This window comes from Pseudoalteromonas carrageenovora IAM 12662 (assembly GCF_900239935.1).
Classification (GTDB): domain Bacteria; phylum Pseudomonadota; class Gammaproteobacteria; order Enterobacterales; family Alteromonadaceae; genus Pseudoalteromonas; species Pseudoalteromonas carrageenovora.
In genome coordinates this window covers 398,304-423,062 of sequence record NZ_LT965928.1, presented here as the reverse complement: position 1 = coordinate 423,062, position 24,759 = coordinate 398,304, and the positions used below count along the sequence as shown (strand labels likewise).

At 38.1% G+C, this 24,759-nt stretch carries 22 protein-coding genes; 1 reads left to right on the top strand and 21 read right to left on the bottom strand.

The genetic code is table 11. The annotated features are described in order from the left end of the window. Positions 1 to 12: 12 nt before the first annotated feature. Genes ALFOR1_RS02000 through ALFOR1_RS01925 form a run of 16 tightly spaced genes read right to left on the bottom strand, consistent with a single transcriptional unit; the run spans position 13 to position 16,341 of the window. Positions 13 to 3,753 carry an H-type lectin domain-containing protein gene (locus ALFOR1_RS02000; protein ID WP_104641887.1) on the bottom strand — a complete coding sequence of 1,247 codons (3,741 nt, stop codon included), beginning with the start codon at positions 3,751 to 3,753 and terminating at the stop codon, positions 13 to 15. Then, positions 3,750 to 4,238, bottom strand: a complete 489-nt coding sequence (locus ALFOR1_RS01995) for an agglutinin biogenesis protein MshP (RefSeq protein WP_104641886.1) — start codon at positions 4,236 to 4,238, stop codon at positions 3,750 to 3,752. The genes ALFOR1_RS02000 and ALFOR1_RS01995 overlap by 4 nt, the downstream gene beginning before the upstream one ends. Next, positions 4,228 to 5,070, bottom strand: coding sequence for a PulJ/GspJ family protein (locus tag ALFOR1_RS01990; protein ID WP_058547578.1), 843 nt, complete (start codon positions 5,068 to 5,070; stop codon positions 4,228 to 4,230). The genes ALFOR1_RS01995 and ALFOR1_RS01990 overlap by 11 nt, the downstream gene beginning before the upstream one ends. Next, a complete protein-coding gene (locus ALFOR1_RS01985) occupies positions 5,070 to 5,609 on the bottom strand; it encodes a type IV pilus modification PilV family protein (RefSeq protein WP_104641885.1) in 540 nt (179 codons plus the stop codon). Before ALFOR1_RS01985 ends, ALFOR1_RS01990 begins: the two co-directional genes overlap by 1 nt. Beyond that, on the bottom strand, positions 5,596 to 6,087 hold the full coding sequence (locus ALFOR1_RS01980) for a type II secretion system protein (RefSeq protein WP_104641884.1): 492 nt from the start codon (positions 6,085 to 6,087) through the stop codon (positions 5,596 to 5,598). Before ALFOR1_RS01980 ends, ALFOR1_RS01985 begins: the two co-directional genes overlap by 14 nt. A 9-nt stretch (positions 6,088 to 6,096) precedes the next feature. Then, positions 6,097 to 6,618: a prepilin-type N-terminal cleavage/methylation domain-containing protein gene (locus tag ALFOR1_RS01975; protein ID WP_104641883.1), complete on the bottom strand. Its 522-nt coding sequence runs from the start codon at positions 6,616 to 6,618 to the stop codon at positions 6,097 to 6,099. A gap of 13 nt (positions 6,619 to 6,631) precedes the next feature. After that, positions 6,632 to 7,222: a prepilin-type N-terminal cleavage/methylation domain-containing protein gene (locus ALFOR1_RS01970; RefSeq protein WP_104641882.1), complete on the bottom strand. Its 591-nt coding sequence runs from the start codon at positions 7,220 to 7,222 to the stop codon at positions 6,632 to 6,634. A 4-nt stretch (positions 7,223 to 7,226) separates the two neighbouring features. Further along, a complete protein-coding gene (locus ALFOR1_RS01965; RefSeq protein WP_058547583.1) occupies positions 7,227 to 8,447 on the bottom strand; it encodes a type II secretion system F family protein in 1,221 nt (406 codons plus the stop codon). Further along, the gene (locus tag ALFOR1_RS01960; RefSeq protein ID WP_104641881.1) at positions 8,434 to 10,161 is read right to left on the bottom strand and encodes a GspE/PulE family protein; all 1,728 of its coding nucleotides are present in this window, start codon (positions 10,159 to 10,161) and stop codon (positions 8,434 to 8,436) included. Before ALFOR1_RS01960 ends, ALFOR1_RS01965 begins: the two co-directional genes overlap by 14 nt. Further along, the gene (locus tag ALFOR1_RS01955) at positions 10,158 to 11,288 is read right to left on the bottom strand and encodes a tetratricopeptide repeat protein (RefSeq protein WP_104643602.1); all 1,131 of its coding nucleotides are present in this window, start codon (positions 11,286 to 11,288) and stop codon (positions 10,158 to 10,160) included. Before ALFOR1_RS01955 ends, ALFOR1_RS01960 begins: the two co-directional genes overlap by 4 nt. Then, on the bottom strand, positions 11,285 to 12,187 hold the full coding sequence (locus tag ALFOR1_RS01950; protein ID WP_104641880.1) for an ExeA family protein: 903 nt from the start codon (positions 12,185 to 12,187) through the stop codon (positions 11,285 to 11,287). The genes ALFOR1_RS01955 and ALFOR1_RS01950 overlap by 4 nt, the downstream gene beginning before the upstream one ends. 2 nt (positions 12,188 to 12,189) lie before the next feature. After that, positions 12,190 to 13,848, bottom strand: coding sequence for a pilus (MSHA type) biogenesis protein MshL (gene mshL, locus ALFOR1_RS01945; protein WP_058547586.1), 1,659 nt, complete (start codon positions 13,846 to 13,848; stop codon positions 12,190 to 12,192). Next, complete coding sequence (locus tag ALFOR1_RS01940) at positions 13,832 to 14,158, bottom strand: agglutinin biogenesis protein MshK (protein ID WP_104641879.1); 327 nt, start codon at positions 14,156 to 14,158, stop codon at positions 13,832 to 13,834. Before ALFOR1_RS01940 ends, mshL begins: the two co-directional genes overlap by 17 nt. Beyond that, positions 14,136 to 14,825 carry a hypothetical protein gene (locus ALFOR1_RS01935; RefSeq protein WP_058547588.1) on the bottom strand — a complete coding sequence of 230 codons (690 nt, stop codon included), beginning with the start codon at positions 14,823 to 14,825 and terminating at the stop codon, positions 14,136 to 14,138. Before ALFOR1_RS01935 ends, ALFOR1_RS01940 begins: the two co-directional genes overlap by 23 nt. Further along, positions 14,822 to 15,421: a PilN domain-containing protein gene (locus tag ALFOR1_RS01930; protein WP_104641878.1), complete on the bottom strand. Its 600-nt coding sequence runs from the start codon at positions 15,419 to 15,421 to the stop codon at positions 14,822 to 14,824. The genes ALFOR1_RS01935 and ALFOR1_RS01930 overlap by 4 nt, the downstream gene beginning before the upstream one ends. Further along, positions 15,418 to 16,341, bottom strand: coding sequence for an MSHA biogenesis protein MshI (locus tag ALFOR1_RS01925; protein WP_104641877.1), 924 nt, complete (start codon positions 16,339 to 16,341; stop codon positions 15,418 to 15,420). The genes ALFOR1_RS01930 and ALFOR1_RS01925 overlap by 4 nt, the downstream gene beginning before the upstream one ends. 76 nt (positions 16,342 to 16,417) lie before the next feature. Between ALFOR1_RS01925 and ALFOR1_RS01920 the strand changes: the two genes are divergently transcribed. Next, on the top strand, positions 16,418 to 17,326 hold the full coding sequence (locus tag ALFOR1_RS01920; protein WP_058547591.1) for a 1-aminocyclopropane-1-carboxylate deaminase/D-cysteine desulfhydrase: 909 nt from the start codon (positions 16,418 to 16,420) through the stop codon (positions 17,324 to 17,326). A 20-nt stretch (positions 17,327 to 17,346) separates the two neighbouring features. Here ALFOR1_RS01920 and ALFOR1_RS01915 read toward each other — a convergent pair whose 3' ends face one another. The 5 genes from ALFOR1_RS01915 to ALFOR1_RS01895 all read right to left on the bottom strand — a co-directional run bounded on the left by ALFOR1_RS01915 (position 17,347) and on the right by ALFOR1_RS01895 (position 24,587). Beyond that, positions 17,347 to 19,035, bottom strand: coding sequence for an EAL domain-containing protein (locus tag ALFOR1_RS01915; protein ID WP_104643601.1), 1,689 nt, complete (start codon positions 19,033 to 19,035; stop codon positions 17,347 to 17,349). 500 nt (positions 19,036 to 19,535) lie between these two features. Continuing rightward, positions 19,536 to 19,940, bottom strand: a complete 405-nt coding sequence (gene arsC / locus ALFOR1_RS01910) for an arsenate reductase (glutaredoxin) (protein WP_104641876.1) — start codon at positions 19,938 to 19,940, stop codon at positions 19,536 to 19,538. 9 nt (positions 19,941 to 19,949) lie between these two features. After that, the gene (gene arsB, locus ALFOR1_RS01905; RefSeq protein WP_058547592.1) at positions 19,950 to 20,966 is read right to left on the bottom strand and encodes an ACR3 family arsenite efflux transporter; all 1,017 of its coding nucleotides are present in this window, start codon (positions 20,964 to 20,966) and stop codon (positions 19,950 to 19,952) included. 9 nt (positions 20,967 to 20,975) lie between these two features. After that, positions 20,976 to 21,692, bottom strand: coding sequence for an arsenical resistance protein ArsH (gene arsH / locus ALFOR1_RS01900; protein WP_104641875.1), 717 nt, complete (start codon positions 21,690 to 21,692; stop codon positions 20,976 to 20,978). Positions 21,693 to 21,866: 174 nt separating this feature from the next. Next, entirely contained in the window at positions 21,867 to 24,587 is a 2,721-nt protein-coding gene (locus ALFOR1_RS01895; RefSeq protein WP_104641874.1) for a response regulator, read from the bottom strand. Positions 24,588 to 24,759: the final 172 nt, after the last annotated feature.

The following is a 24,759-nucleotide window of genomic DNA, read 5'->3' as shown; positions in this document are numbered from 1 at the left end:
CTTAGTTTACAACTATTCGCGTGTTTCACGCCAGTAAATAACCCGATCATTTCCTCTAAAGCGACCAAATTGTAAAATAGCGTGAGGATTAAGTTGTGTGCCATCCCCTTGCCAATCCCATTTTAGCCAATCGTAAGTATTATATTCTAAGGTAAACTCTCCTAAACCATTAGGCTGCGCATAAATACCATTATTTGCAGGATAACTGCCCGACTCTAATTGCCCAGCGCCCCCTGCGCCATATTCATAACTCAGTTGCGGGCTCGAAGGTGATACTTGCGTAATTTGGGGATGCTCGAACACACTGCAATTATCATCGGCATTATTAACAAACCCACTGCCATTGTAATATTGCGCTTGCATGGGAATAAGTAATGGATCTAAATCTGAGCCTGCATTGTTACCTAATACTAAACGGCCAAACCTAAACTGTATTGGCAGCGTATTTAACGTCAAAGAATCACAATCAGTTGTACACGCTGCTTGTGTGCTTGGCTTTTCGTTAGCATCGACAAGCATCGCCCCCTCAATATTAGTAACTGTTGCCATTAAACTGACCATGGCAAATGGCCCATCTGGTTGTCCTACTCCTAATCTTTCAAGTGTGGTGTTGAGTTCGCTCATTTGCCACTGGCCGTCGCTGATATCTCCCCAGTTGCTATTACCTAGGTTTACAAGTCGGCTAGTAAAACTCGTTGCAGGTATATAATTACCGGCCTCGTTATTTTCAGCGTTGATGGATACTAAGGATTTATCAAACCCATCACGGTAATTTGCCATTAACTGATTATTTTGGTTTTGAGCCTGCACTGTAAAGCTAAGCTCAAAAGGTTGCTCAAGGTAAGTTAAGTTGCTGCCATAGCGCGTACATTGTGCAGCGGCTTGTATTCCTAATATTTGAAACTGTGAAGGTGCAAAGCGACCTACATTATAAAGCGCCCCTTTTACATCACCAGCCCCAAAGTAATCTGCATCTTGCAATCCGGCTATTAAATCAACAATACCCACTTGGTCGTAATTATACTGCGATACAGATTCGCTTAAGTCCCCTGTATCACTAAAGGCAACATTACTCATAGCTTCAAGCGTACCTGATACACCAGATAAAGGGGCTTTTATTGTTGCCGCTACTAACGGTTGCTCTGTGATAAAGTGTTTAGCAATAGGATTACTATTAATGTTGCTGTAGTTATCTGGGTAGCCATCGTTATTAGTGTCTTGCCCTGAGAGCCATTGCACAGCATTCATTTTTAAGTTAAATGCTTCACCAGTTAGTCTAAACAAACTGCCATTAGCATCTGTTGCATAACCATCGTTTTCAACACTCATTGCGAGTCCAAATGGTTTAACAACATATTCATTAGAGCTACCTGTTAAATTAACCGATAAATTAGTTACGGGATCTAATATTAAATTGGTTTTTACATTTAGGCTGAGTTTACCTGCATCAGGATAATTAATAATAATGGGCGCTTTAGAATCATTATCAAAATTTATAGTAAAAGTCTGGTATGCCTGCTCAACACTATAGTCATTATTGTTATTGCTCAATACAATAGGGTCAGTGCAGCTCGCCCCTGCACTGCATGTATAGGCTAAATCTAAGTTTACATCACCGCCCGCAGGAAAAGCAGCTTCACATACGCCGGTAGTAGTATTTGTTTTAACTGCTTGAATTGAGAGCGCTTTGGCATTAAAACCAGTGTTTGAAGGTTTAGCTGATAACTGAGTAGGTATAGTTGTGTTGCCATCGGTTTCGTTATTAAAAATAAACCCTGCATCTGAAAACGTCACTTTACAGCCACTAAGCCCAACATTATTACCTGCAATATAACAGCGAAGCGGAGCCGAAGGGTCTGCGGTGTTATAGCCAAAAGTGACGCTCCCGGTTGTGCGCTTGGCAAACTCAACACTTGTTGAGCCTGTAAAATTAATATTTTCTCCCGTAACCCAGCTCTGCTGTCCGCTATTATCTGGCGATAAGTTCAAACTAGACGGTTCATCAAACAATAAATCACACGCATCGTTTGCACAGGCAGTAAGTGTCATTTCTTTTGCTTCACACGTTAAGCCCGTATTATCACTCATAGATAAGCGATAGTGATCGAGAGTCACAGGTTTATAAATACCACAAAAACCAGGAATGCTTTCGGGTACTGTTATTGCGTCAAATGTTGAACTGCCTTCGGTAATCACTTGTGTTGCTGATGTAATAGAGCCTTGATATGAAACGTTTTGCGCTATTCTTACCTCTCCTGTGGCAACAATATACGCTGAAATATTAGCATCTGCGGCAATAGCTATGGCACCATCAACGTATATTGCTAAGTATGCGCCTGTTTCTACTTCTATATTTGTTCTACCAATATTTAAAAACGATGTGGAAATGAGTGATGTTGTGTCTTTTAAAAAAATCCGTGTAGGGGCGGTTACTTTATATTGTGTTTCGAGCATGCTCAATTGCAGCTCATCGTAAAAATAATCCCCTGCAAGCGACGTAGGGATAGGGCCTGTTGAGCTACCATCGTTTGTAACTGTTGGTACCTGCGCAGCTTGGTTTGCCTCTAAAGAGTTATAGCCACTTGCAACACAGCCTTGCCCGTTACACAAAGGAGGGTTTGTAAGTGCTGTAGAAATTAAATTGGTCGTAGTTACAAACTGAGCATTACCATCTGTTATTTCAACACCTTGAACAAGCTGTACCTCACCATTATTGTAAGTGGATATAGCCCCTGGAAATAATGTATCGCAATCTAAAATGTCACCATTAAATACAAAGGTACTGGTCATTGCGAGAATAGACGCTTCTTCTTTTACGTGATTTCGCTCGTTATCGCCATCACGGTCTTCATCAACAACAAGCCCTAGCCTGTCGGTTCGTAAGTTACAGCTGCGTAGCCAACCACCGTCGTCCTCTAAACGCGAGTTTTTACTGGCAACCACTAAAGGTGCAACACTAAAGTCATTAGTAAAGTTAAAGTAATTACAGCCATTGCTCCAGCCATCGACTTCAAAGCCGGTAAAAAATGTTTCCCACGATACCTCAATGCCATTATCGTCGCTAAACGTTCGATTACTTCCAGGTTCTACTGCCATATAAGCAATCGTTTCATTTTTTATTATGCCAAGCGCGGTTTCTGATGCTTCAAGTGCTACATTTACACCACTGGTTGATAAAGAACCACTTTCTACTGCAATGGTTAAAAACGGAATTAATGCCTGAGAAGGTGGATTACTATCAATACTATTAAGCGTTTGCAAAGAATGAAAAAAGTTTGGCCTTTGAGTAAATGGCTCTGCAAACACTAACGACTTATAACCTTTAGGAGTCAAAGGGGAGAAACCTGATTTAGAGCCATATTGTAATTCAAGCTGCAGATCAGTACTCCCGACTTCCATAACTGTTCCATCAGGAAACTCATGCACACCATATTCAACGGCTAAGTAGTGCGCGCCCATACTAATATGCCCCCCATCCTCCCCTGAGGGTTCAAGCGGTAGTGCCTCAAAGCCTGTTGTGGTTATATTACGTATTCTTATTATTGCAGGGTTTCCGCCTTGGTTTGTTGAAAGCATAAATACAGCTGGAGGCGTGATGTATTGTTGCTGAAAGTTTATTTTTGTCCAAATAGGCGACGTATACGTGTTTTGTAGCTCTATATAGCGTCCTTCTATTTTAGGGGGAACAGCGTATGCGTAATTACAAAGTAATAAACAGCTAAAAATAAAAATTATTAAGGCATTTTTTATCATGGTAACGTTTTAGCCTCTACGCTTAGCGTTCTTTGCGTTTGCCAATAATCTTTTCTACAACTATTCCCAACGGGGCAATTTGTTGCAGCGCATGTTGCGCTGCTTTGTAAGTAATATATATTCACAAGCCCGTTAGTTGTGCTGCTATCAGGTAAATCTATATATTCTTCACAGCTAAGAGTGACCGTGCAATAAGCTAAATATTTAGTTTCAAAGGTTAAGTTTGATGTTACCGATGCGCAATTTTGTGCAGGGCTGTCTACAGGGAATAACTGCGTTAAACCGCTTTCGATTCCACTTTGTGCTGCCATATATGCCCGCGCGCCATAGTATTCAATTGTATTTTGCTGCGACGCCCCCGAAAGCACTTTTACAAGCGCTAAGCCTAGAGCCAATAAAACTACAATAATAACTAAAGAAACAATAATTAAATTACCTCTTTGCTTTGCTAACGAGCACGTACCGTGTGGTTTTTTAAGGGACATTAGGAATATGTACCTCATGATTAAAATTCATAACTTCGGTTTCGTTAAACTGCATTTGTGCATTTATGTTAAGTACTGAATTTCTTTGCAGTGAAATAGAATCAAGGGTAAAAAACAATTCAGAGGCTAAGTTATTTGCAATATAAATCCCGAGTAAATCTCGTTTTACGCCTGATGATACTTGTAAGCCTACGGCATTTAATTGAGTAGCACTAAAGCCGTAATCGCTATACCGATATAAATACTGCCCTTCAATACAAAAACTAACTGGCGTGCTGAGTAAGTAAAGGCGTTTACTTGGCGACTCCTGTGCAAATGCTTTATCAAATTGCCATTCGTCAATTGCACTCGTTGCCGAGCTATAAAATGCAGATACCTGTAAACGCTTATTATTGTTTTCGTCGTATATGTCCCCGCTATTTAATGGGTAAATTGTTGCCCAACTTCCTGCTTGCGGCTGCGTTAAATTATTAAGTTCAAAATCAACAGCGCTAATATTAAAAGGCGCTACAGTGGGTAAATAATTAGTGTAATGAGTAGCCGATAAAAACGGCGTAAACTCTAAACACTGTTGAGCACTACACGCACCACGGGTGTTATTATCGCAAGAGAGCCTAAGTGAGTTTGGCGTAGCATGGCGTAGCTCCTTACTTATACGTGTAATTACAAAACGAGCCTGCGCCACAGCCTCTTGCCGCTCTATACCTTGTGAATAAATGCTGACACCTGCACCAATGAATGAAAATGCACTTACCGCTAAAATACCTATTATCACCATAACAAGTAATAGCTCTATAAGCGTAAATGCATATTGATACTTAGCTGTTTGCATTAATAATTTCCTTTATATGCACTAAATCCATAAACCTCACCTTGAGATGAGGTTACTTCAATCGTAATTCGCTTAAAGGTGGTGCCATCGTTATTGGTTGAATCGTTAAAATCACTATCGTACTCAACAGCAATAACAACATTAAAGTCGCTATATGGTGCTAGCACCTCACCTAAACTATTAGTAATCGGCTGATTAGAGAGCGCAATATAATCATCAACATCGTTGTAGCTGGTTCTGGTCTCTGAGTTATCTACCCCTAGCTCAGCAGGTGCGGTACACGCTTGTGCACCCACTAATATTTCACCACAGCGCCTAAAAGGGGGGCTTCTATCGCTGTGTTCATCAAATGATTTACTTTGAATTTCGTTCATCAGAGACTGGCCTAGCTCTGAAGCCCTTAAAGCGATAATGGGCTCTGCACTTTTTTGTGCCTGAGGGGCAATTAACGCTGTAATAATGCTAAGTGTAATAGCAAGCATGACTATACCTATAATCAGCTCTATTAATGTAAAGCCTTTAGCTTTAAGGGCATGCATAAATAAGCCCTTCGCCGCTTATACATATTGCAGCTAAGCCAACATCAATTTTGCACTGTGATGCGCAATTTTGATCAGCACGACCTAACGGATCAAAGCTAATTTCAGTAAAGGTATTTGCGTTACTATCTAAAGCATTAAAAGTGATATCGCTGCGCTGCGTATTTATTTGAACAACTAAGTGTTCGCTATTATTAGCATCTGCGCTACCGGTACATGTATCTGGTGTGGGAGGTGCTATAAGGGTGGGAGTAATATAGAGCTTATGGCAACTGCTTAAAGCGGTATTTTGCATTGCACGTAATTGCACTGTTCTAAGCGCATTTAAAGCACTATCTCGATATGAATATGCATCTTCTGTTGAGCTTCCCAGAAATTTGGGAACTGCCGTTACCGACAGTATTCCCAATATCACTAGAGTAATAATTAACTCAATGAGTGTGAAGCCACGCAACCGTTGCTTACTACTGCTTTTCATTTAGTTTAATTAACAGCCTGTAGTTACAAGAGTAATGGTAGGTGGAGTTACTACAACAGGTCCTGTCGTTGCTGTAGCTTGTGTATAATCAATACGGCAATCATCTGTTTTTACGTAACTGTTAGGATAAATAATTAGCGTGCCATCTGCGGCTGTATCATCAAGGTTAAAATCTGCTGAATCATCAGCTGCAAAATCTACATCCAAAAAGGCTTCAAATGCAGACAGTGTAGCTGCCGGGTAGCCATATACAGTAGGAACTGCATCACCCGTATCTACAGTCACCGTTGCCGTTGCCTTTTTGTGATCACTCGCAATAATAGATTTACCATTTACGATATTCATACCACTGCGAATAGAACCTTGTAAACCCTCAAGTGTTGAAGCATTTGCGTCACCCTGTAAGTTTAAAAAACGAGGTGCAGCGGTAACCGCTAAAATGCCTAAAATAACGATTACAATAATCAATTCTACAAGCGTAAAACCTGCTTGTTTATTTAGTGGTAAGTTGTTTAATGATTGCGTTTTCATAAGTAAGCCTCTTTTAATTACTCAATTTAAATACTTTTACTTTACCTGTTTGGGGAAAGTATGAAAAACCAGCCAAACCAGGTACAACGGCACCATTGGTTGGTATATTTTTAGTATCAAGGGTGTTAGTTAAATAGTAGATGCATTGTGTATTTTTTGCATTGTACCTAACTAAAAAACTTACACTTTTTATTATTGATACTTGATTACTTAACGTACTACTGGGTGCATCTTGTAAAATTACACGTAATACTTGGCGACACTTTTGTGCATTACTTGCCAGTGCGCGAGTATCTATTTTTGTAGTTTCATCACTGGTTGGTGTGCCTTTAGTTCCATCTACACCAACTATTACTCCCCCATAATTTACAAAAGTAGTATTGAGCTTGCCGCTAGGCCGCCCCTCCAATTCCCATTGCCCTTTAACCATACCAACAGCAGAAGCAAAACCACCAGCAACTGCATCTACGCTAGAGTTATACGCCTGATTTTTAATACCTAAATATTGAGGTATAGCGAAACTCATAATAATCGCGAGTAAAATAACAACTATCACCAACTCAAATAACGTAAAACCTTTTGAGTAAACTCTAGAAGCTATCACTTGCTTAATTACCTTTAATTGCCGACATCATGTTCCACATAGGCATAAATATACCCAGTGCTAAAATGAGCACCATAATGGCAACAAACACAGTTAATATAGGTTCTATTTTTGCGGTTAAACTACGCAGGTCATAGTCAACTTCACGTTCATAATAATCAGCGGCCTCTTGCAGTAGCTCATCTACTCGGCCGGTTTCTTCACCTACGGCTACCATTTGTAGTACTAACTGAGAAAATAAAGTTGAGCTTTTTGATGCCCTAAGCAAACTATCGCCTTTTTCTATATCTTGGCGCATTGTTATAATTGCTTTTTCCATATAGCTGTTATCTACCGCATGTGCAGTGAGTGATAAGCCGGTTGTCATTGGAACCCCTGAGCGAAGTACCATAGCTAGGCTTTGGCTATAACGTGCAAGTAATGTTCGCTTTAAAATGTGTCCAATAAAAGGAATTTTTAACTTGTGCTGATCCCACTTAAAACGACCTGCGGTGGTATTTAAATAATGACGAGCAGCTAATACAGCGCCAATTCCAAGTATTAATAGCAACCACCAGTAATTAACAAAGAAATTGCTCGTGCCAATTAATATTTGTGTCATTAGAGGTAATTCAGCATCAAATTTTGCGAACATACTGGCAAAGGTAGGTATTACAAAAATATTTAAAATAACCATTGCGGCTACCAAGGCTAAAATAACAAACGTAGGGTATCGCATGGCGGCTTTTATTCGTTTGCGTGTTTCTTGCTCTTTTTCAAAATAAATAGCTAGCTGATAAAAAGCATCTTCTAATCTTCCTGAGCCTTCCCCTACCATTACCATCGACACTGTTAAACGGCTAAATACTTCATTGTGAATAGCCATAGCACTTGATAAATCACGCCCTTGCTCTAGCTGTTTAGTCACTTCTATTAGTACATTTTTAAACTGCTTGTTTTGTGTGGTGTCTGCCAGGCCCATCATCGCGCGAATAATAGGTATTCCCGCTTTAAGCAAAGAATACATCTGCCTAGAGAACATGATCATGTCATCGAGTGTTATTTTTTCGATAAATAAATTATCGAACATTTTAATATTATTTTTGGTTTCAATTTGAGTGATTGAAATTGGAATAAACTGGCGCCTCATTAAGCTATCAGCAACGCCAGCTTGGTTGTTAGCCTCAACCTGCCCTTTAACTAACGCCCCTTTGCTGTCTTTTGCTTTATAGCTATATAGTTGCATCAGCATCCCCTACAATTTCGGGGATGTATTCCGCTACTTTAAATACCTCATCTAAGGAAGTAATGCCTTGTTTAGCGTAATTTAATGCCATAGTTGAAAGTGGTGAAAAGTTTGCACTATTTTTAGCGGCTTTTGAAAACTCTTGAGTGTCATTTGCACGCAGCGCATCCATCATCGCATCATCCATTTCTAGCAATTCAAAAATACCTACACGCCCTTTATAACCACTATGATTACAGGCGGTACACCCCTGCCCCTTAGAAAAATGTGCGTCAGCGATGTCTTCGCCTAGGTATTTTAGCCAGCTCAACTCTTGATGATCTGGTAGGTAAGGTACTTTGCAATCGTTACATACGCGTCTAACTAAGCGCTGAGCAATAATAGCCCGCAGTGAGCTTGCGACTAAATAAGCGGGGGCTCCCATATCAATCAAGCGCATTGCACTGGTTATCGCATCGTTTGTATGCAGTGTTGATAAAACTAAATGACCCGTAAGCGCGGCTCTTAAACCTATATCAACAGTTTCTTGATCTCGCATTTCGCCGACCATTATTATGTCGGGATCTTGCCTTAACGCCGTTCGTAAAATGCTCGCAAAGCTCAAACCAATTTTATTGTTAATTTGCACCTGGTTTATGCGGCCAATACGATATTCAACGGGATCTTCAACAGTAATAATTTTACTTTCTTGCTGATTTAGCTCGCTCAAGGCCCCATAAAGTGTGGTTGTTTTACCTGAGCCTGTTGGCCCAGTAACAAGTACCATCCCATGGGGGCGCTTAATAATACTGCGCACTCGCTTTAGTATATGTACAGGCATGCCTGTTTCATCTAACGATAGCAATCCAGCCGATTGGTCAAGCAATCGCATTACAACTGATTCGCCATGCTGCACAGGCATTGTTGATAAACGAACATCAACACTATGGCTACGTACTTTAATATTAAAACGTCCGTCTTGCGGTAAGCGTTTCTCAGAAATATCCAAACCCGACATTAACTTTAAACGTAGCACTAATGCAGAGGCTATTTTTACTTGATTAAGGGTATGCTCTTGCAAAACGCCATCTACACGTTGACGTATTCTAAGTAAGCCTTCATCGGGTTCTATGTGTATATCTGAGGCGCGAACTTGAACAGCATCTTCAAAAATAGATTGCAGTAACTTAACAACTGTTGCGTCAGATGTTTCATCACCTAAAGAATTTAAATCAAACTCTTCTACATCTTCATATTCTTCATGGAGCTGCTCTGCAAAGTTAGTTATTTCGTCGGTACGGCGATATACGTTATCAAAGGCTACTAATATTTGGCTTTCTTGCACTACCGCTAAATCAATTCGTTTAGGGGCAAGCATAGGCGCAAGTTGGTCAAGTCCTCTTAAATCAGCAGGGTCACTCATCCCCATTAAAACTGAGTCACCATTATCTTCAATAACTAAAGCCCGGCAACGACGCGCGTACACTTCAGATAAAAGCTTTGATACATCGGGTGAAAGTTTACGCTGAGAGATATCTAAAAACGGGACTTGTAATTGCTGAGCTAAAAATCTAAGTAGTTGCGGCTCACGGATAAACCCCAGAGAAATAAGAGTTGCACCCAATTTACGACCCGATGACGCTTGCACATTAAGTGCTTGGCTTAGTTGTGCCTCGGTAATCATTTGTTCGTGAACAAGTAAATCCCCTAAACGCATTTTTAAACTCGGTCTCATACTGCCTCCTTGAGCGCAACTAAACGCTGTAATGCATGCTGGGTCATGGCTGTATTTAATCCGCCTAAGTCTAATGCCACTTTATAAAGTTGCTTTGCATCTAGGTACTCTCCTAATGCATCTTTAGAGGTAGCAAGTGCAAGCCACCATTTAGCTTGGCTTGGTTGCAACTGTGTAAGGTGCTTAAAGCTATTTAATGCTTGTTTATGTTGGCTAGCACTTTGTGCTGCAGTGCCTTGGAGCACCCAAAAATCAAGGTTCGCTTGGCTTTCAAATTCAGCACTTAACAATTGCAATACAACATCGTACTCGCCTTGCATAATTAATATTTTGCTTAGCATTATGCGCCACTCAAGTACATTCGCATTTAAGGCAATACCTTCTTGTAATACGAGTTGAGCCGAATTTATATCTTGTTGCTTAAAGTAAGTACCTGCTAATAAGTTTCTTGCTTCTATATGCAAAGGAGACTGAATTAAAATTAAATTTAAATCACTTATTGCTTCATCATACAAACCAAACTGTATTGCCTGCTTAGCCCCTGTTAATAGCTCAGCCCGTTTAACTTGATCTGATTTAACTACCGCTTCGCTCTTCACCATTACATTTTTTTGCTGAGCTTTTTTAGTCGGCTTTATAATATCGTTACTAACGTTTTGTGTGTCTTTAACATTAGGGGCTTTAACTAAAACGTCATTCTCAGCTTTTTTAGCAAGGCCTTTAGCAATTACAGGTTGAGCTTTAACCTCGCTTTCTACAGTTAATTGCTCAACAGGTACTTGCTTAGTTTTAACCTTGCCCTGATTTTCAGTAGGGATACTGCTTAACTGCTCATCATTAATTGCTGGATACGCTATTGGTTTTTCTAAGGACTGCTTCTCAACTAACGCATCTGGTTTTGTACTAATATTTTTTGTTTGTTTAACAACTGGTGAGTGTGTTTCAGTGCTAGCGGGCAAAAATACATATGCGGCATAGATAACTAACAACATAATCACAACAACAATAACTTTAAAAGCAATGTTACGAATGTCATAAACGGGCTTAACTGTAATACCGTTTTCAATATTTAACTGCTTTGTTTCTCGTTGCTCAATGTTTTTGAGCATATTATTAATCACGCTCATAACCATTGCCTCCATATCCAAATGGCGGCAATAGCAAATACACTAATCGCTACAGCGCTGTAGCTCCAGTATTGACCGGTGCGGTATTTAGCACAGTCTTCAGTATCTTTTATAGCAAGCTGAATATGTCGAGTAGTAATTTGATTTAACCCCTCTCCATACGCCTGCAATAATACTTTATGGCATAAAATATTTACCAAACGGGGTATACCACGGCTGGCTCGCGCTATCTTTAATGCCATATTATTACTAAACAATGGAGGCTGATTAAACCCAGCCACTTGCAGGCGATGGTTAATATAGTAAATAACTTCAGCAGCTGTCATTGATCTTAATTTATAAGAAAAACTAATACGCTGGCGCAGCTGCCTTACTTTATTATTTGCGAGTTTTTCATCAAGCTCTGGTTGTCCAAATAGTACAACTTGAATTAGTTTTTCACTTTCAGTTTCTAAGTTTGTAAATAAACGCAGTGCTTCTAGTGTTTCCCAGCTTAAGCACTGCGCTTCATCAATTAATAACACTACTCGTTCGTTATCCTCTTGCAGGTCTAGCAAGTAGTGATTAATAAGTTGAGTTAACGCCTGCTGATCAAGCGCTTTATCTACATCCATACCAAGCTCAACGGCAATAGCCCAACGTAACTCTTCTGGGCTTAAATAAGAATTAGGTAAATAAGCCACTATGTAATCGGGCTCTAGTTGGTTTAATAATTTTCTACAAAGTAATGTTTTACCGGTTCCTACTTCTCCGGTTACTTTTATAAACCCCTCTCCCATATCAATGGCCGTTGTTAACACTTGCATGGCTTCATGATGCGGTTCTAACGCACAAAAAAACTCGGTGTTAGGGGTCAACGTGAAAGGCATTTCACTTAAATTAAAAAAGTTTAAATACATGATTAGTTTTCATACCATGTTTTTAAAAGCTGACGGCTTTCGCCTTGTTGTTTTTTCCAGGTGTCTGGCATAACAACTGTCGGCTTTATTAAAATAATAAGTTCTTTTTTCTCTTGGCGTTTACGAATACTTTTAAACAAATTGCCAAACATAGGGATATCACCAAGTACTGGTGTTTTTGATTCCTCGTCTTCTGTTGAGGTTTGCATTAACCCACCAATAACAACTATTTCTCCGCTTTGTGCGCGGATCACCGTATCTGACTCTCTTATGTTACTTTGCGCTAGCGGCAACTCGAAGCGCTGATCGTCTAAGGTTATTACTTTTAGTTGCTCCTCGGTCTCTGTAACCGAAGGATGAACATGTAAAATAACCGACCCATATTTATCAATTTGCGGAGTTACATCTAATGCAATCCCTGAAAAAAACGGTGTTAAGTCAATTTCTGGAGACGTTGTAGTCGATGTGCCGGTAACGGTAGTACTCGATACATTGGTAACAAAGTACTCGTCTTGGCCAACCTTAATGACGGCTTTTTGATTATTTGTGGCGGTCACCCGCGGGTTAGAAAGCATTTGCACATCACCTTGCGTTTCAAGCAAGTTAATTACCCCGTTAAAATCACCTTTTTGAATCGTTAATGATGATGCCCCGCCAATTGCAGCAGAAATACTATTACTTATTGTTGAGCCAGCAGTTGTAGCAAACGAAATACCGCCTTCTAAACCACTAGATATACGCTCCCAATTAACACCTTGCTGGTATTCATCTTTTAGCGTTACTTCAATAATTTTTGCCTCTAAAATAACTTGTCGCTGGAGGTTTTCTTGGCTTTGATTCAAAAATTCTTTTAACTGGCTTATTTCACTCGGTAATGCATTAACCGTAACCAAGCTTGCTTGTGGGCTTGCAATAACATAACGCCCATCGCTTGCACCAATTAATGATTTAAGGGCAACTTCAAGCTCTTTCCAAAAGTCGTTTTGGTTAATAGTTTGAATACGCGAGCCATTTAACTCTAAATTTTGATTACTGCTGCCAAATTCACTATTTTGCTGATTACTACTATTAGAATTTGAACTCCCCGAATTATTACCATCTTGCCCAAACTGGCTCACTCCACCGGCAACAACACTCACGGTAGATTGACCATGGCGCTGCATCATTAAATAATTGACGGGTATAGTTTCTGTACGCATTTCAGCTGGAAGTACTTGAACAATTCGTCCTTCATTAACAATATCAAGCGGGTACATACGCTTAATGACAGCAATAACTTCGTTAAAGGTCACACTTTTTAAGTTTAAGCTAATAGTGCCACTGACCTTAGGATGCACAGCAACACTAAAAGGAGTTCCATCCGTTAACCCTGCAAAAAAAGCACCTACCTCTACATCATTTGCAGCAACATCAAAACGTTTAATAGCGAGTTCATCACTTATGGTTTGCTCATTATTAATTGAAGAGAGCAAACTTTGAGTAAGCTCACTGGGCATTTGTAACGGTGCAATCTCTTTTGTTTTAGCTGGAGCTTGCGCTAGTTCTTGCTCTATATGAGGTTTAATTTCTTTACCTGGTTTAAAGCTATGGCACGCTGTTAAAAGCGTAGGAATTAATAAAAGAGCAAGCCACGGGCCAGATAAGTTATTTTTTAATTTCATAATCATATAATTCTAATTTTATTTGCTTATCGTTATTTGCTAACACAACTTGCTTTGAGCTAATGCTTAGCACCCGAAAATCATCAACAACATCATTAACTTGGTAAATTCGGCCAGAAATAATAGCCTTAAATGTAGCGCTACTTTTAATAATAGTTTGTAATTTAAGCTCACTACTTTGAGTATTGCTATTGAGGCTAGTTAGAAATTTAGTAGGTTGAGTAGGATCGCGTAATTGCGCAAATGCATTGGGTGTAATTGCACAAATAATCACTAAACTACAAAAATTATAACGCAATAAATTTTTCATTCGCGCTCACCGTAGCTATTTGTAAAGTAAGTTCAGCTTGTGGGTACGTTTGCACCTGATAACTAAACTCTTGAATTAGTAATTTATCTTGGCTACTTTTCAGCGCTGATAGGTATTTTTGCAAATTAAAGTAACTCCCCTTTAGAGTCACTACCATTTGATGTTCAAAAAACAATGTTTGAGTATCATGCTCCCCTAACTTTTCTACATCAATTGCTCGTGCTGGCTTTACATTAAAACTACTCACACTCACATCGCTACTATCAATTAGTAAATCTTTTAAAACAGCAGGTACATTTTTAGCGGCAACAAATCCCTGACTAAAGCTATTAAGTTGATTATTTATTTCATCTATTTCATTTCTAGTTTTCGCTATTTGTTCTCTTAAAACCTTAGTGTAGTCGTGATTAAGAGCTTGGTTTAGCATCGAAAGCTGCGCATTAATTTGCTGCCACTCTTGTAACACTGCGTTTTGCTCACTACGGATATTGGCAACTTCGTCTTGCTTAGGAAAAACAACAAACCAAAGTCCCAAATAAATCACTACAAATAAACCTACAAATAATGTGGAGTATTTTTCGCGTTTTTGAAGCGATGCAAACTGCGCTTGATACTTAACCCACATTGGCCAGCCCTTTTTGTCTTGGCTGTTTAATTCTTGGTTCATGGATTTACGCCCTCATCTGCAAGGTCGCTTGCTACACTAAAAACACTCACTCCATCTTGTGTTGACAACTCTAGTACAGAAAATTCTTTACCTATAAAAAAAGGAGACTGCTTTAAATTATTAAACCAAATAGGTAAAAACTTTGACTGTGTTGCTTGACCTTCAAAGGTCACTTTTTGTCCTGCAAACTTAATATGTGTAAGCCAAATATTAGGTTCATGATACTTCGCTAAATCTTCCATTACTTGTGCGTAGTCGGCTGTTGATTGATCTGAACTTTGCTCTAAATAACTAAAAATTTGCTTCTTGTGTAGAATTTCTTGTTGAAGAGTTTTTAGCTCATTTATAAACACTGTTTTATTTTGTTTATTTGCAAGCTGCTGCTTTATAAGCTCTAGCTGCGCTTTGCCTTGTTTAATGTATTGCCTATTTTGTTGTAAATCGAGCTGACTGTTGTGGGCTTTATAGCTATAAAAAGCCCATGTGATTACAACAATTAATAAAGCCCCAAACCAAAGCGTAAGCAAGCCAGATAAAGGAACAGGATCTCGCCTTACTCTTAGTGATTTTTGATAAAAATTAATCCGAATTTTCATAATACTGACTCAGGGTCGGTCAACTGATAAGCCGCGCCTAAAGCATAGTAAAAATTAGGCTCTAAATGCTTCGAAAGCTCAATAGTAGGCACAAAATCAACCACTTTAACTTGTAAAAATTCAGCAAGCCCCGCTCTGAGCGCTAATGACGATAAATCGTCACATTGCAGCTGAATACTACGTATAGGAGGTTGCTTTAACTGGCTTTCAAAAAAGTCCATAGAGCGTTGTATCTCAAGCCCTAATGCTTCTACTAGTACTTGATTTTGATCTTTATCTGAAATACCTAAAAAACCATTAAGTCGCCTAGCAAGTAATAATTGCCCATCGCGGATGATCAAAATTCGTGGTTCATGCCCTAAATGCTGCACAATAAGCATATGAGCTTCTTTATGGGATCCAAATAAAGTAACTAAAATCATTTCTTCAGAAGTCATTGCGCGTAACACGGACTTGGTATGTTCAAAACTATCTATAAAAGGGAGTAGCTGAAGTTTATTAGTAATAAACACATTCATTTTGCTACTTTGCATAGGTAATGTAATCGGGTAATCGATAAAATCAGCAACGATATTTTCAGGGGCTATATCAACAAGGTCTTTAGTCGTCCACGGTAATGATTGAATAATTTCCTCATCACTTAGGTTTGGCTTATCCATTTGCACTATTTGGTAAAAATAATGGGGTATAACCAAATTTACGCCACATACATCTGTAGATACTTCATTTATACAAGCCACCATTGCAGTGGTATAATCTGTTTGCTCAGATACATTTACGCTATGTGAGCTGTGAACAACCCATTCGCTGTGATTTTTTTTCAGGCAGACTGCATTTACAGTATCTGCATAAGCTGCAACACCAATAGCTGTATTACGATCTAAACTACGATTTAACCATGAAAACAGCTTTTCTTTCATATAGCTACTATTGTTAATTAGATATAAAATAAGTGTCGTACACATATTTTATTTTGCAAATTGAAAACAAATAAAAATGCCTAAACCATTCGAAATAAATGAAAATAACTATATTCAACAGATAAACAGTCCGTTTCTAAAAAAGAGAAACATTTATTTAGGTGTTAAACGCGATGATTTGCTGCACCCGCTAATAAGTGGCAATAAATGGCGAAAATTAAAATATAATTTAGCCCATATGCGTAAACTCAATAAAACAGAATTACTTACTTTTGGCGGTGCTTTTTCAAATCATATTCATGCCTGTGCTGCTGCCACAAAAGAATTTAATATTAAAACCCACGCAATTATTCGCGGCCCAGAACTTGACGATAATAACCCAACAATTCAATTTGCTAAGCAATGCGGTATGCAGCTTCATGTTGTTAACCGGATGGAGTATAGGCTGCGCCAAGATGAGCAATACATAGCAAAGCTACAAGCTCGATTTCCTAATGCTTTTATACTTCCCGAAGGGGGTACTAACGAACACGCATTATTAGGGTGTAAAGAATTAGTAGACAGCTTACCTGCACATGATTACTTAATTTGCCCCACAGGGAGTGGTGGCACACTTGCGGGGTTAATTGAAGGGAGCAAGCTAAGCACACAAGTCATTGGTATAGCTGTATTAAAACAAGCCGAATACTTAGTTAATGATATAAAAAAACTTAGTAATAAGGCCAAAAATCAAAATAATTGGCAGTTGCTAACAGACCATCATGATGGTGGATATGGTAAGTTTTCATCAGAGCTTTGGGCATTTTGTCAAAATATGGAACATACCTACAACCTCCCGCTAGAACCAATTTACAGCGGAAAGATGATGTATGCGCTGTGGCAACTTATTGAGCAAGATTACTTTGCTCCAGGAAGTAAAATAATTGCTGTGCATACAGGCGGGTTACAAGGATTAAATGGCCTAAAATACAGAGGGTTAATTTAACCTCATAATATAAACACGTCTTAGTGAAATACTGCTTGCGTAAACTCTTGCAGGGGCTCTGAAAAATAAAACCCTTGGGCTCCCACAACGCCTAGCTTTGCGAGCATAAATAACTCTTTTTGAGTTTCTACACCCACTGCAAATACGGGTAAATTTAAATAGCGAGCAGACTCTACTATTTTTGTTATTTGTTTTTGGTTATGCGTTTTTTCATTTAATAAATGCACCAACTCATACGACAATTTAATTGCACAAACTTCGCTATGCTCCACTAATGCAGCTATTTTTTCGCTACTTTGCACATTATCAATCACAAGCTGTGAGTTGCTTTGTCTAATTATATTTAATGGCTTTGCCATCGAATCTCTATGGGCAAAAAAATCAGCTTCACTTATCTCAAATTGTAATTTTGCGTTTAACTTTAACTCAGCAAGCTGACTGGGTAACCACTCCCAAAATTCATTATTAAACCAATTATTAGGATGCAAATTAATACTCACGGTTAACGCCGATGCCTCACTTAAAATTAGTTTTTTAACTTGGCCTATTACCGCTTTATCTAATATTAAAGCGTCCTGATTACTATAAACCTGATTAATAAAATAACGTGCAGCTAACAGGCCATGTTGGCTATGGCGAACTCTCATAAGCGCTTCATGCTGTAATATATCGCCAGTGGAGAGCTCAAAAAGAGGTTGAAAAAATAATATAAATTTATTCTTTTTCACATTTTCAATAACTTGCTCACTAGAGAGTAGTTTTTCTTGGCTGTGATTTAAAGGAAAGCGATGGCAATGCTGCAACAAACTACTTTGAGATAATGTGAGTGCCGATTTTGCCAACTGATAAACTGTAATTTGGTCTGCACCTATACGGTAATTACACGATCCTACTTTAATATTTTTACGGGTAATTGTATTTTGATGATTACGACAAAGCAAAAATACAGTTTTATGAAGTTTTTGAACGTAGCGATCTAACTGCGTAACAGGTACATTTTGTAATGTAACAGCTAAATAATGAGAGTTTAGTAATTCAACCGATACACTTTTAAGCTCGGTAAAGTTTTTAATAATGGCAACTTTGAAGCTGGCTTCTTTATCTGTATTTTTGTCAAAGTTACAGGTGCATTCAATGAGTATAAATAAACTGTGAGACGCTAAGCTCACCCCATATAAAGAACTTAATTCACAGCTTTTTACTTGCTTGGTTACCCCTACTTCTTTGTGTTTTGGTTTAATAAGTTTAGGTGATTTTATTAAAGCCTTTTGCACGGCCTGTTTCGGTGCCTCTTTTAATAAGCTCCACCAACAATAAAACCAACAAGCAGCGCCTATAATAACTAAGTTTAATAAAACAAATAAGTAGCCTTGCTTTACCCAAGTTGAGTAATGATAAAAGCTTAAACTTAATGTTTTATAAGTAAATACGTCATGCTCAACGCTTACCAAATGCTTAAAATGCTCTGCTGGCACTTGAGGCTTAAGCATAAACCCTTCACTTTTTACCAGTGCTGCTAGCACTTCATTATTTATAGAGGGTGCTAAATTTAAATCATATATTTGTTTAACTAATTGCTGTCCAGATGTATGAATTTTTTTATGCAAAGCGTCATTTAATACAAAATTAAAACTAACAAGCACAAGCCCTATAAAAGCAAAATAAATTACTTTGAACTGTTTTAAATGCCAAATATTGCTGTGTTGCATGGCGTACTCACTCGTTAAATTATTAACTAAAGTGTTGTTCAAGATCCGCATAAGCACAAGGCTCTAAACCAAGTTTAAACGTTTATCACAGGCGCTAAACAAAAAGCCCCGTATAAACGAGGCCTTATAAAATTTGTAGATTTCTCTGTATATTCTTTTGTGCTTAATAGCTCTGGTGCCTACTGCAGATAAATTAAATCTCTTACACAGAGTTTAAGTTAGGGCCTGTTGATCTTTTGAGATTAAATTTTCAGCAGTCTGTTTGGTATTTAGGCAAGGCAGAGCCTATGTAGTGTGGTTATTCCCCATAAGTGGGCGATAACGTAGCATTAATGCCAAACAGGCGCTGCCCAAAGGGTTCTTCCTAGGGGCTATTTACTCTTTGTTGCTCGGTTTTTACTTAGCCCACTAGGTTACAAACCTCGCGCCGCGATTAAATAGCCTTTAGTTTGAAAAAATTTTAATCCGCAAAGATCAACAGACCCTAGTTAGAAATATAATTAAGCGGTAGTTATTACCCTTTCCCCATCCTCTTTATAAAACTCATCCTCTGGCCATTTTTCAAGTAAATCTAAAACAGTTTCACTTGGCCTACATAATTTTACGCCTTTTTCACTACAAACAATCGGACGATTAACTAATATTGGATACTCAAGCATCGCTTCTAAAATAGTTTCTTCAGTCACATCTTCGCTTAATAAACCTAACTCTTGTGCTGGCGATTTGCTCACTCTAAGCGCCGTTTTAGGTGTTAAATTTGTAGCTGCAAATAAAGCCAGTAATTGCGCTTTAGTCCACCCCTCTTTTAGGTACTCAATAACCGTTGGGGTATAACCTGCAGCTTTAATAATATTCAGTACATTTCGAGAGGTACCACAATCAGGATTATGATGAATAACAACCATAGTGTTCTCCTAGTTAAACCAGTGACGCGTTTTATTAGCAAAGTACACTAAGCTAAGCATTACAGGCACTTCAACAAGCACTCCAACTACGGTTGCTAGAGCAGCGCCTGAGTGCAAACCAAATAACGAGATAGCAACCGCAACAGCTAGCTCAAAAAAGTTAGAGGTGGCAATCATGCATGCCGGCGCCGCAACGTTATGAGCTAGCCCCATTTTTTTAGCTGCAATATAAGCTATAGCAAAAATACCGTAAGTCTGAATTAACAGCGGAATTGCAATAAGGACAATTGCTTCTGGGTTATCTATTAATGTTTGTGATTGAAAACCAAACAACAGCGCTACCGTTGCGAGCAAACCAATAATAGAATAAGGTTTCATTACCTTTAAAAAGTGATTTAAACGCGTATGGTCATCTTCTTTATCAAGCTTTTTACGAGTAATAGCACCTGCTACCAGGGGAATAAGTACATACAACACCACCGATAATAACAACGTGTCCCACGGTACAGTAATATCGGTTACACCAAGTAATAGCCCTGCAATTGGTGCAAAGGCAAAGATCATAATGATATCGTTGATTGATACCTGTACTAAGGTGTAATTAGCATCGCCTTTTGTTAGTTGGCTCCACACAAAAACCATCGCGGTACACGGTGCTACACCTAGTAAGATCATGCCAGCTATATATTCGGTGGCCGTTTGTGGGTCAACAAAATCGGCAAAAATACCTTTAAAAAATAACCAACCTAATAGCGCCATAGTAAATGGCTTTATAAGCCAATTAATAACAATAGTGAGCACTAACCCTTTTGGCTTTTTACCTACATCTTTAATTGATGAAAAATCAATTTGCACCATCATTGGGTAAATCATCAACCAAATAAGTACTGCTATAACAATATTTACATGTGCATATTCAAAACCAGCAATTAAGCTAAATGCATCTGGCATGATAGAGCCAGCTACAATCCCAACAGCAATAGCTAAGGCCACCCACACTGAAAGATAACGTTCAAATAATCCCATTTTATACTCCTAAATAGAACGCTGGTTAACGCGCTCACTAAGTTTTTCTGCAGATTCAACACGTTCAGAATAACGATCAACAAAGTAATCTTTTTGATCTCGTAGTATTAAAGTAAACTTCATCAACTCTTCCATCACATCAACAATGCGATTGTAATAAGCAGACGGTTTCATTCGCCCACTCTCTTCAAATTCTAAAAATGCTTTTGGTACAGATGACTGATTAGGTATGGTAATCATACGCATCCAACGCCCTAAAATACGTAACTGATTAACCACATTAAACGATTGTGACCCACCACATACCTGTAATACGGCGAGTGTTTTACCTTGCGTTGGTCTTACGCCACCAAGACTTAAAGGCACCCAATCTATTTGATTTTTAAATATGCTCGTCATTGAGCCATGGCGCTCAGGCGAGCACCACACTTGCCCCTCAGACCACAACATTAAATCTCGCAGCTCTTGCACTTTAGGGTTAGATTCATCTTCACTATCAGTAGGTGGAAGACCCTCAGGATTAAAAATTTTAACCTCAGCACCAAAATGCGTTAGCAAACACGCACATTCTTCTATTACTAACTTGCTATAAGAGCACGCTCTTAACGATCCATACAGCAGTAATATTTTTGGTTTATGGACAGAGAAGTTCTGCGCAAAGTGCTCACTAGCTGGGATATGACTTTGTGTTAAGTCTAAATTCGGTAACTTATTTTCTGATGACATGACACACTTCTTAAATTTAATAGCTGCCTAGTAGCAACACTTAAACATATGGAAAAACGAATATATGAAATTTCACATGTAAAAACTTGTGAGTCAAACACTATTTTTATAAATTTTGATTTAGGTTTTTCAGATAGATTTAAGTAGAGGAGTTTTATGAGGTAAATAAACGAATTACTGCTTTAAGCAACGGATTATAGTTTCTCGTAATTGCTGCGCTTTTATAGGTTTAGCAACATGTGCGTTCATGCCAATAGATAAATAGCGGGTAATATCCTCTTTCATAACGTTAGCCGTTAAAGCAATTATTGGCATATTAGCAACCGCTTTATTATTATCACTACGAATTATTTTACTCGCTTCAACGCCATCCATTATAGGCATATGAATATCCATTAAAATAATATCAAACGACTCTAAATCCTCAGTTTCAATACACTCTAAGCCATTACTAACTAAACTAACCTGCGAACCACTTGCTTGTAGTATCTCTGTTACTATTAGCTTGTTTATAGAGTTATCTTCCACAACTAATATTTTTATACCTGCTAACGATTTTTCACTTGATGGACTTATTAACTTAGCTGAGCCTACAACCTTACTTTGTATTGCCTCGAATAGAATGCTCGTCAGTACCGGTTTATGCAAAATAGTATTAATGTCTATTTTTGCCGCTATTTCATTAATTGAATTTTCCTGACTAGCAGTAAGTACAATAATATTGTTACAAAGTAGAGGGTTAATATTATAAATTCGCGTTAAAAAGGTTTCGCTACTCATTGTAGGCATTTCCCAATCTACAATAATTGCCTTAAATTTATCTTTATTATCTTTAATTTTATTAATTGCATCGCTCGCATCAGAACACAGTGTACATCCTAGCCCCATAGCAATGAGCTCGTTGCTTATTAGCTTAAGATCGCCTTCATTATCATCAATAAGTAATATATCAAATGTATCAATAAAGGCGAGTTGTGGGCTATCTTCAATTAGTGCCCGCTCGTTCAGTTTAACTTTAATAACAGCGGTAAATTCGCTACCTACATTTTCTGTGCTTTTTACAGAAATACTTCCGCCCATTGACTGGCATAACCGTTTGCTAATAGCTAAACCTAAACCTGTGCCGCCAAATTTTCGTGTGGTCGAGCTGTCAGCCTGGGTGAAAGATTTAAATAAATTAGGAAGATTATTCTCATTTATACCAATACCGGAGTCCTTAACAGTAAAGCGCAGGTAAATACCTTTCGGATCGTATGAGTCAGCCTCAGACTCTATTAAAACCGAAACACCGCCTTTAGCTGTAAATTTAATCGCGTTAGAGCACAAATTTATCAGCACTTGGTTTATTCTTACCACATCACCGATTAAATCAAAGCTAACACTTTCAGCAAGAACAACATCAAATGATATGCCCTTACTGTGAGCCTTAGTTTCAAACGTTGTATTGATATAATCTACTATGGCGTTAACTGAAAATGGAAATTCTTCGAGGTTAATATTGCCCGACTCAATTTTAGAAAAATCTAAAATATCGTTTATCACCACAAGAAGCTGATCTGAAGAATATTTAATTTTATCCAAATAATGCTGATATTTTGCGGGTAAGTCTTTATTTAATAGAATATTAGTTAACCCTATAATGCCACTCATTGGTGTTCTGATCTCATGGCTCATATTGGCTAAAAACTCAGACTTAGCGTATGTAAGCTGCTCAGCATCTTCTTTAGCCTGTAATAACTCTTCAGTGCGCTGCATAACGCGAGATTCTAGTTTTTGCTTCTCTGCATCAAGCGCCTTTAAAAGTTGTATACGACGCTGATTTAAAAACAATACAAAAGCTAAAAATGCGCTAAGCATAAAAATGATAAAAGCAGCAGTGTAAATCAGGGTTTTATTTTGCTCAAAATAGGTAGGCTTATAATAAGAAATTACAGACTTTTCAGGCAAACTTTGTGTCGCAATATTATATTTTTTTAATTGGCGCCAATCATATCCATATACGCTTAGCCCCTCACCATTAATACTCGGTAATACTTTATTTTTACTGTAAAAAATTATTGATTCGGCAATACGCCTACCTATTTTATCTCCCGATAAAACATATCCACCAACAACACCTGAGCCTAAAAGTACTTCCCAATAGCTAAAAACAGGTGCTGTGCTTTTTTGCGTTAATAGCTCAACAAGTTGATATGGACTAAGCGATTTATTTTTATAACGTCTAAAAATGGGCGTAAACAAAATAATAGAGTCTGAAGGTGCATTTTGTACTTTTAATAGTAATTTATCGAGCGGTAGATCGAACCACTGCTCAACATTTAAATAAGAAAAATCACGATTAATAACCGGGAATAATCCACGATAAAAACTCATACCAATTGCATTTTTTGTATCTAAAACAACAATCAGCTTTTTAGGCTTCATTAAATTTACAGCATTTGCGGTTGCTTGCTTATAATCTAATTTTGCCTGTATTACAGCACCGTTAGTGGTTAGAGGAAGAGAAAACTGAGCGCCCGGCTCTAAATATATTCTAGGAACATTGGTAAAAAAATCATTTAGTTGCAATACCAATTCAGCAGCAGAGGGTGATTGAGTAACAATAATATCTATATGTTTATTTTTATATTTTTGTTTAAGATATTCCGCCATTAACTGTTTTTGGTTCATTTCATCAAAGCGTCCTATATCCATACTTTCTACAAAAAGCTCATAGTCTACAATACGTTGTGATAACTCAGCTCTCAGTCCAGACTCAACACTTTTGTGCCATGGCATTGTTTGATTTGTTGAATTTATAAATAAAATATTCGTCGTTTTAGGGAGAGGCTGCGCACTTAGTGCTGTGCTAACAAATTGAAAAACAAGAAATAAAAATAGAATATTAGTTTTCATGTTTCTCGTAGAGTAATAGATACAAAGTCTTACAAGAGTATGTGTTAAGTATTTAGAAATCAATTAAATTAGATGTAAATAAAAACCTTTAATTAACATTAAAGTTAAGTTATACAGTTTTACTGCTCAAAAGGATAATTAGACGCAACAATTGGATAATTCAACATATAAA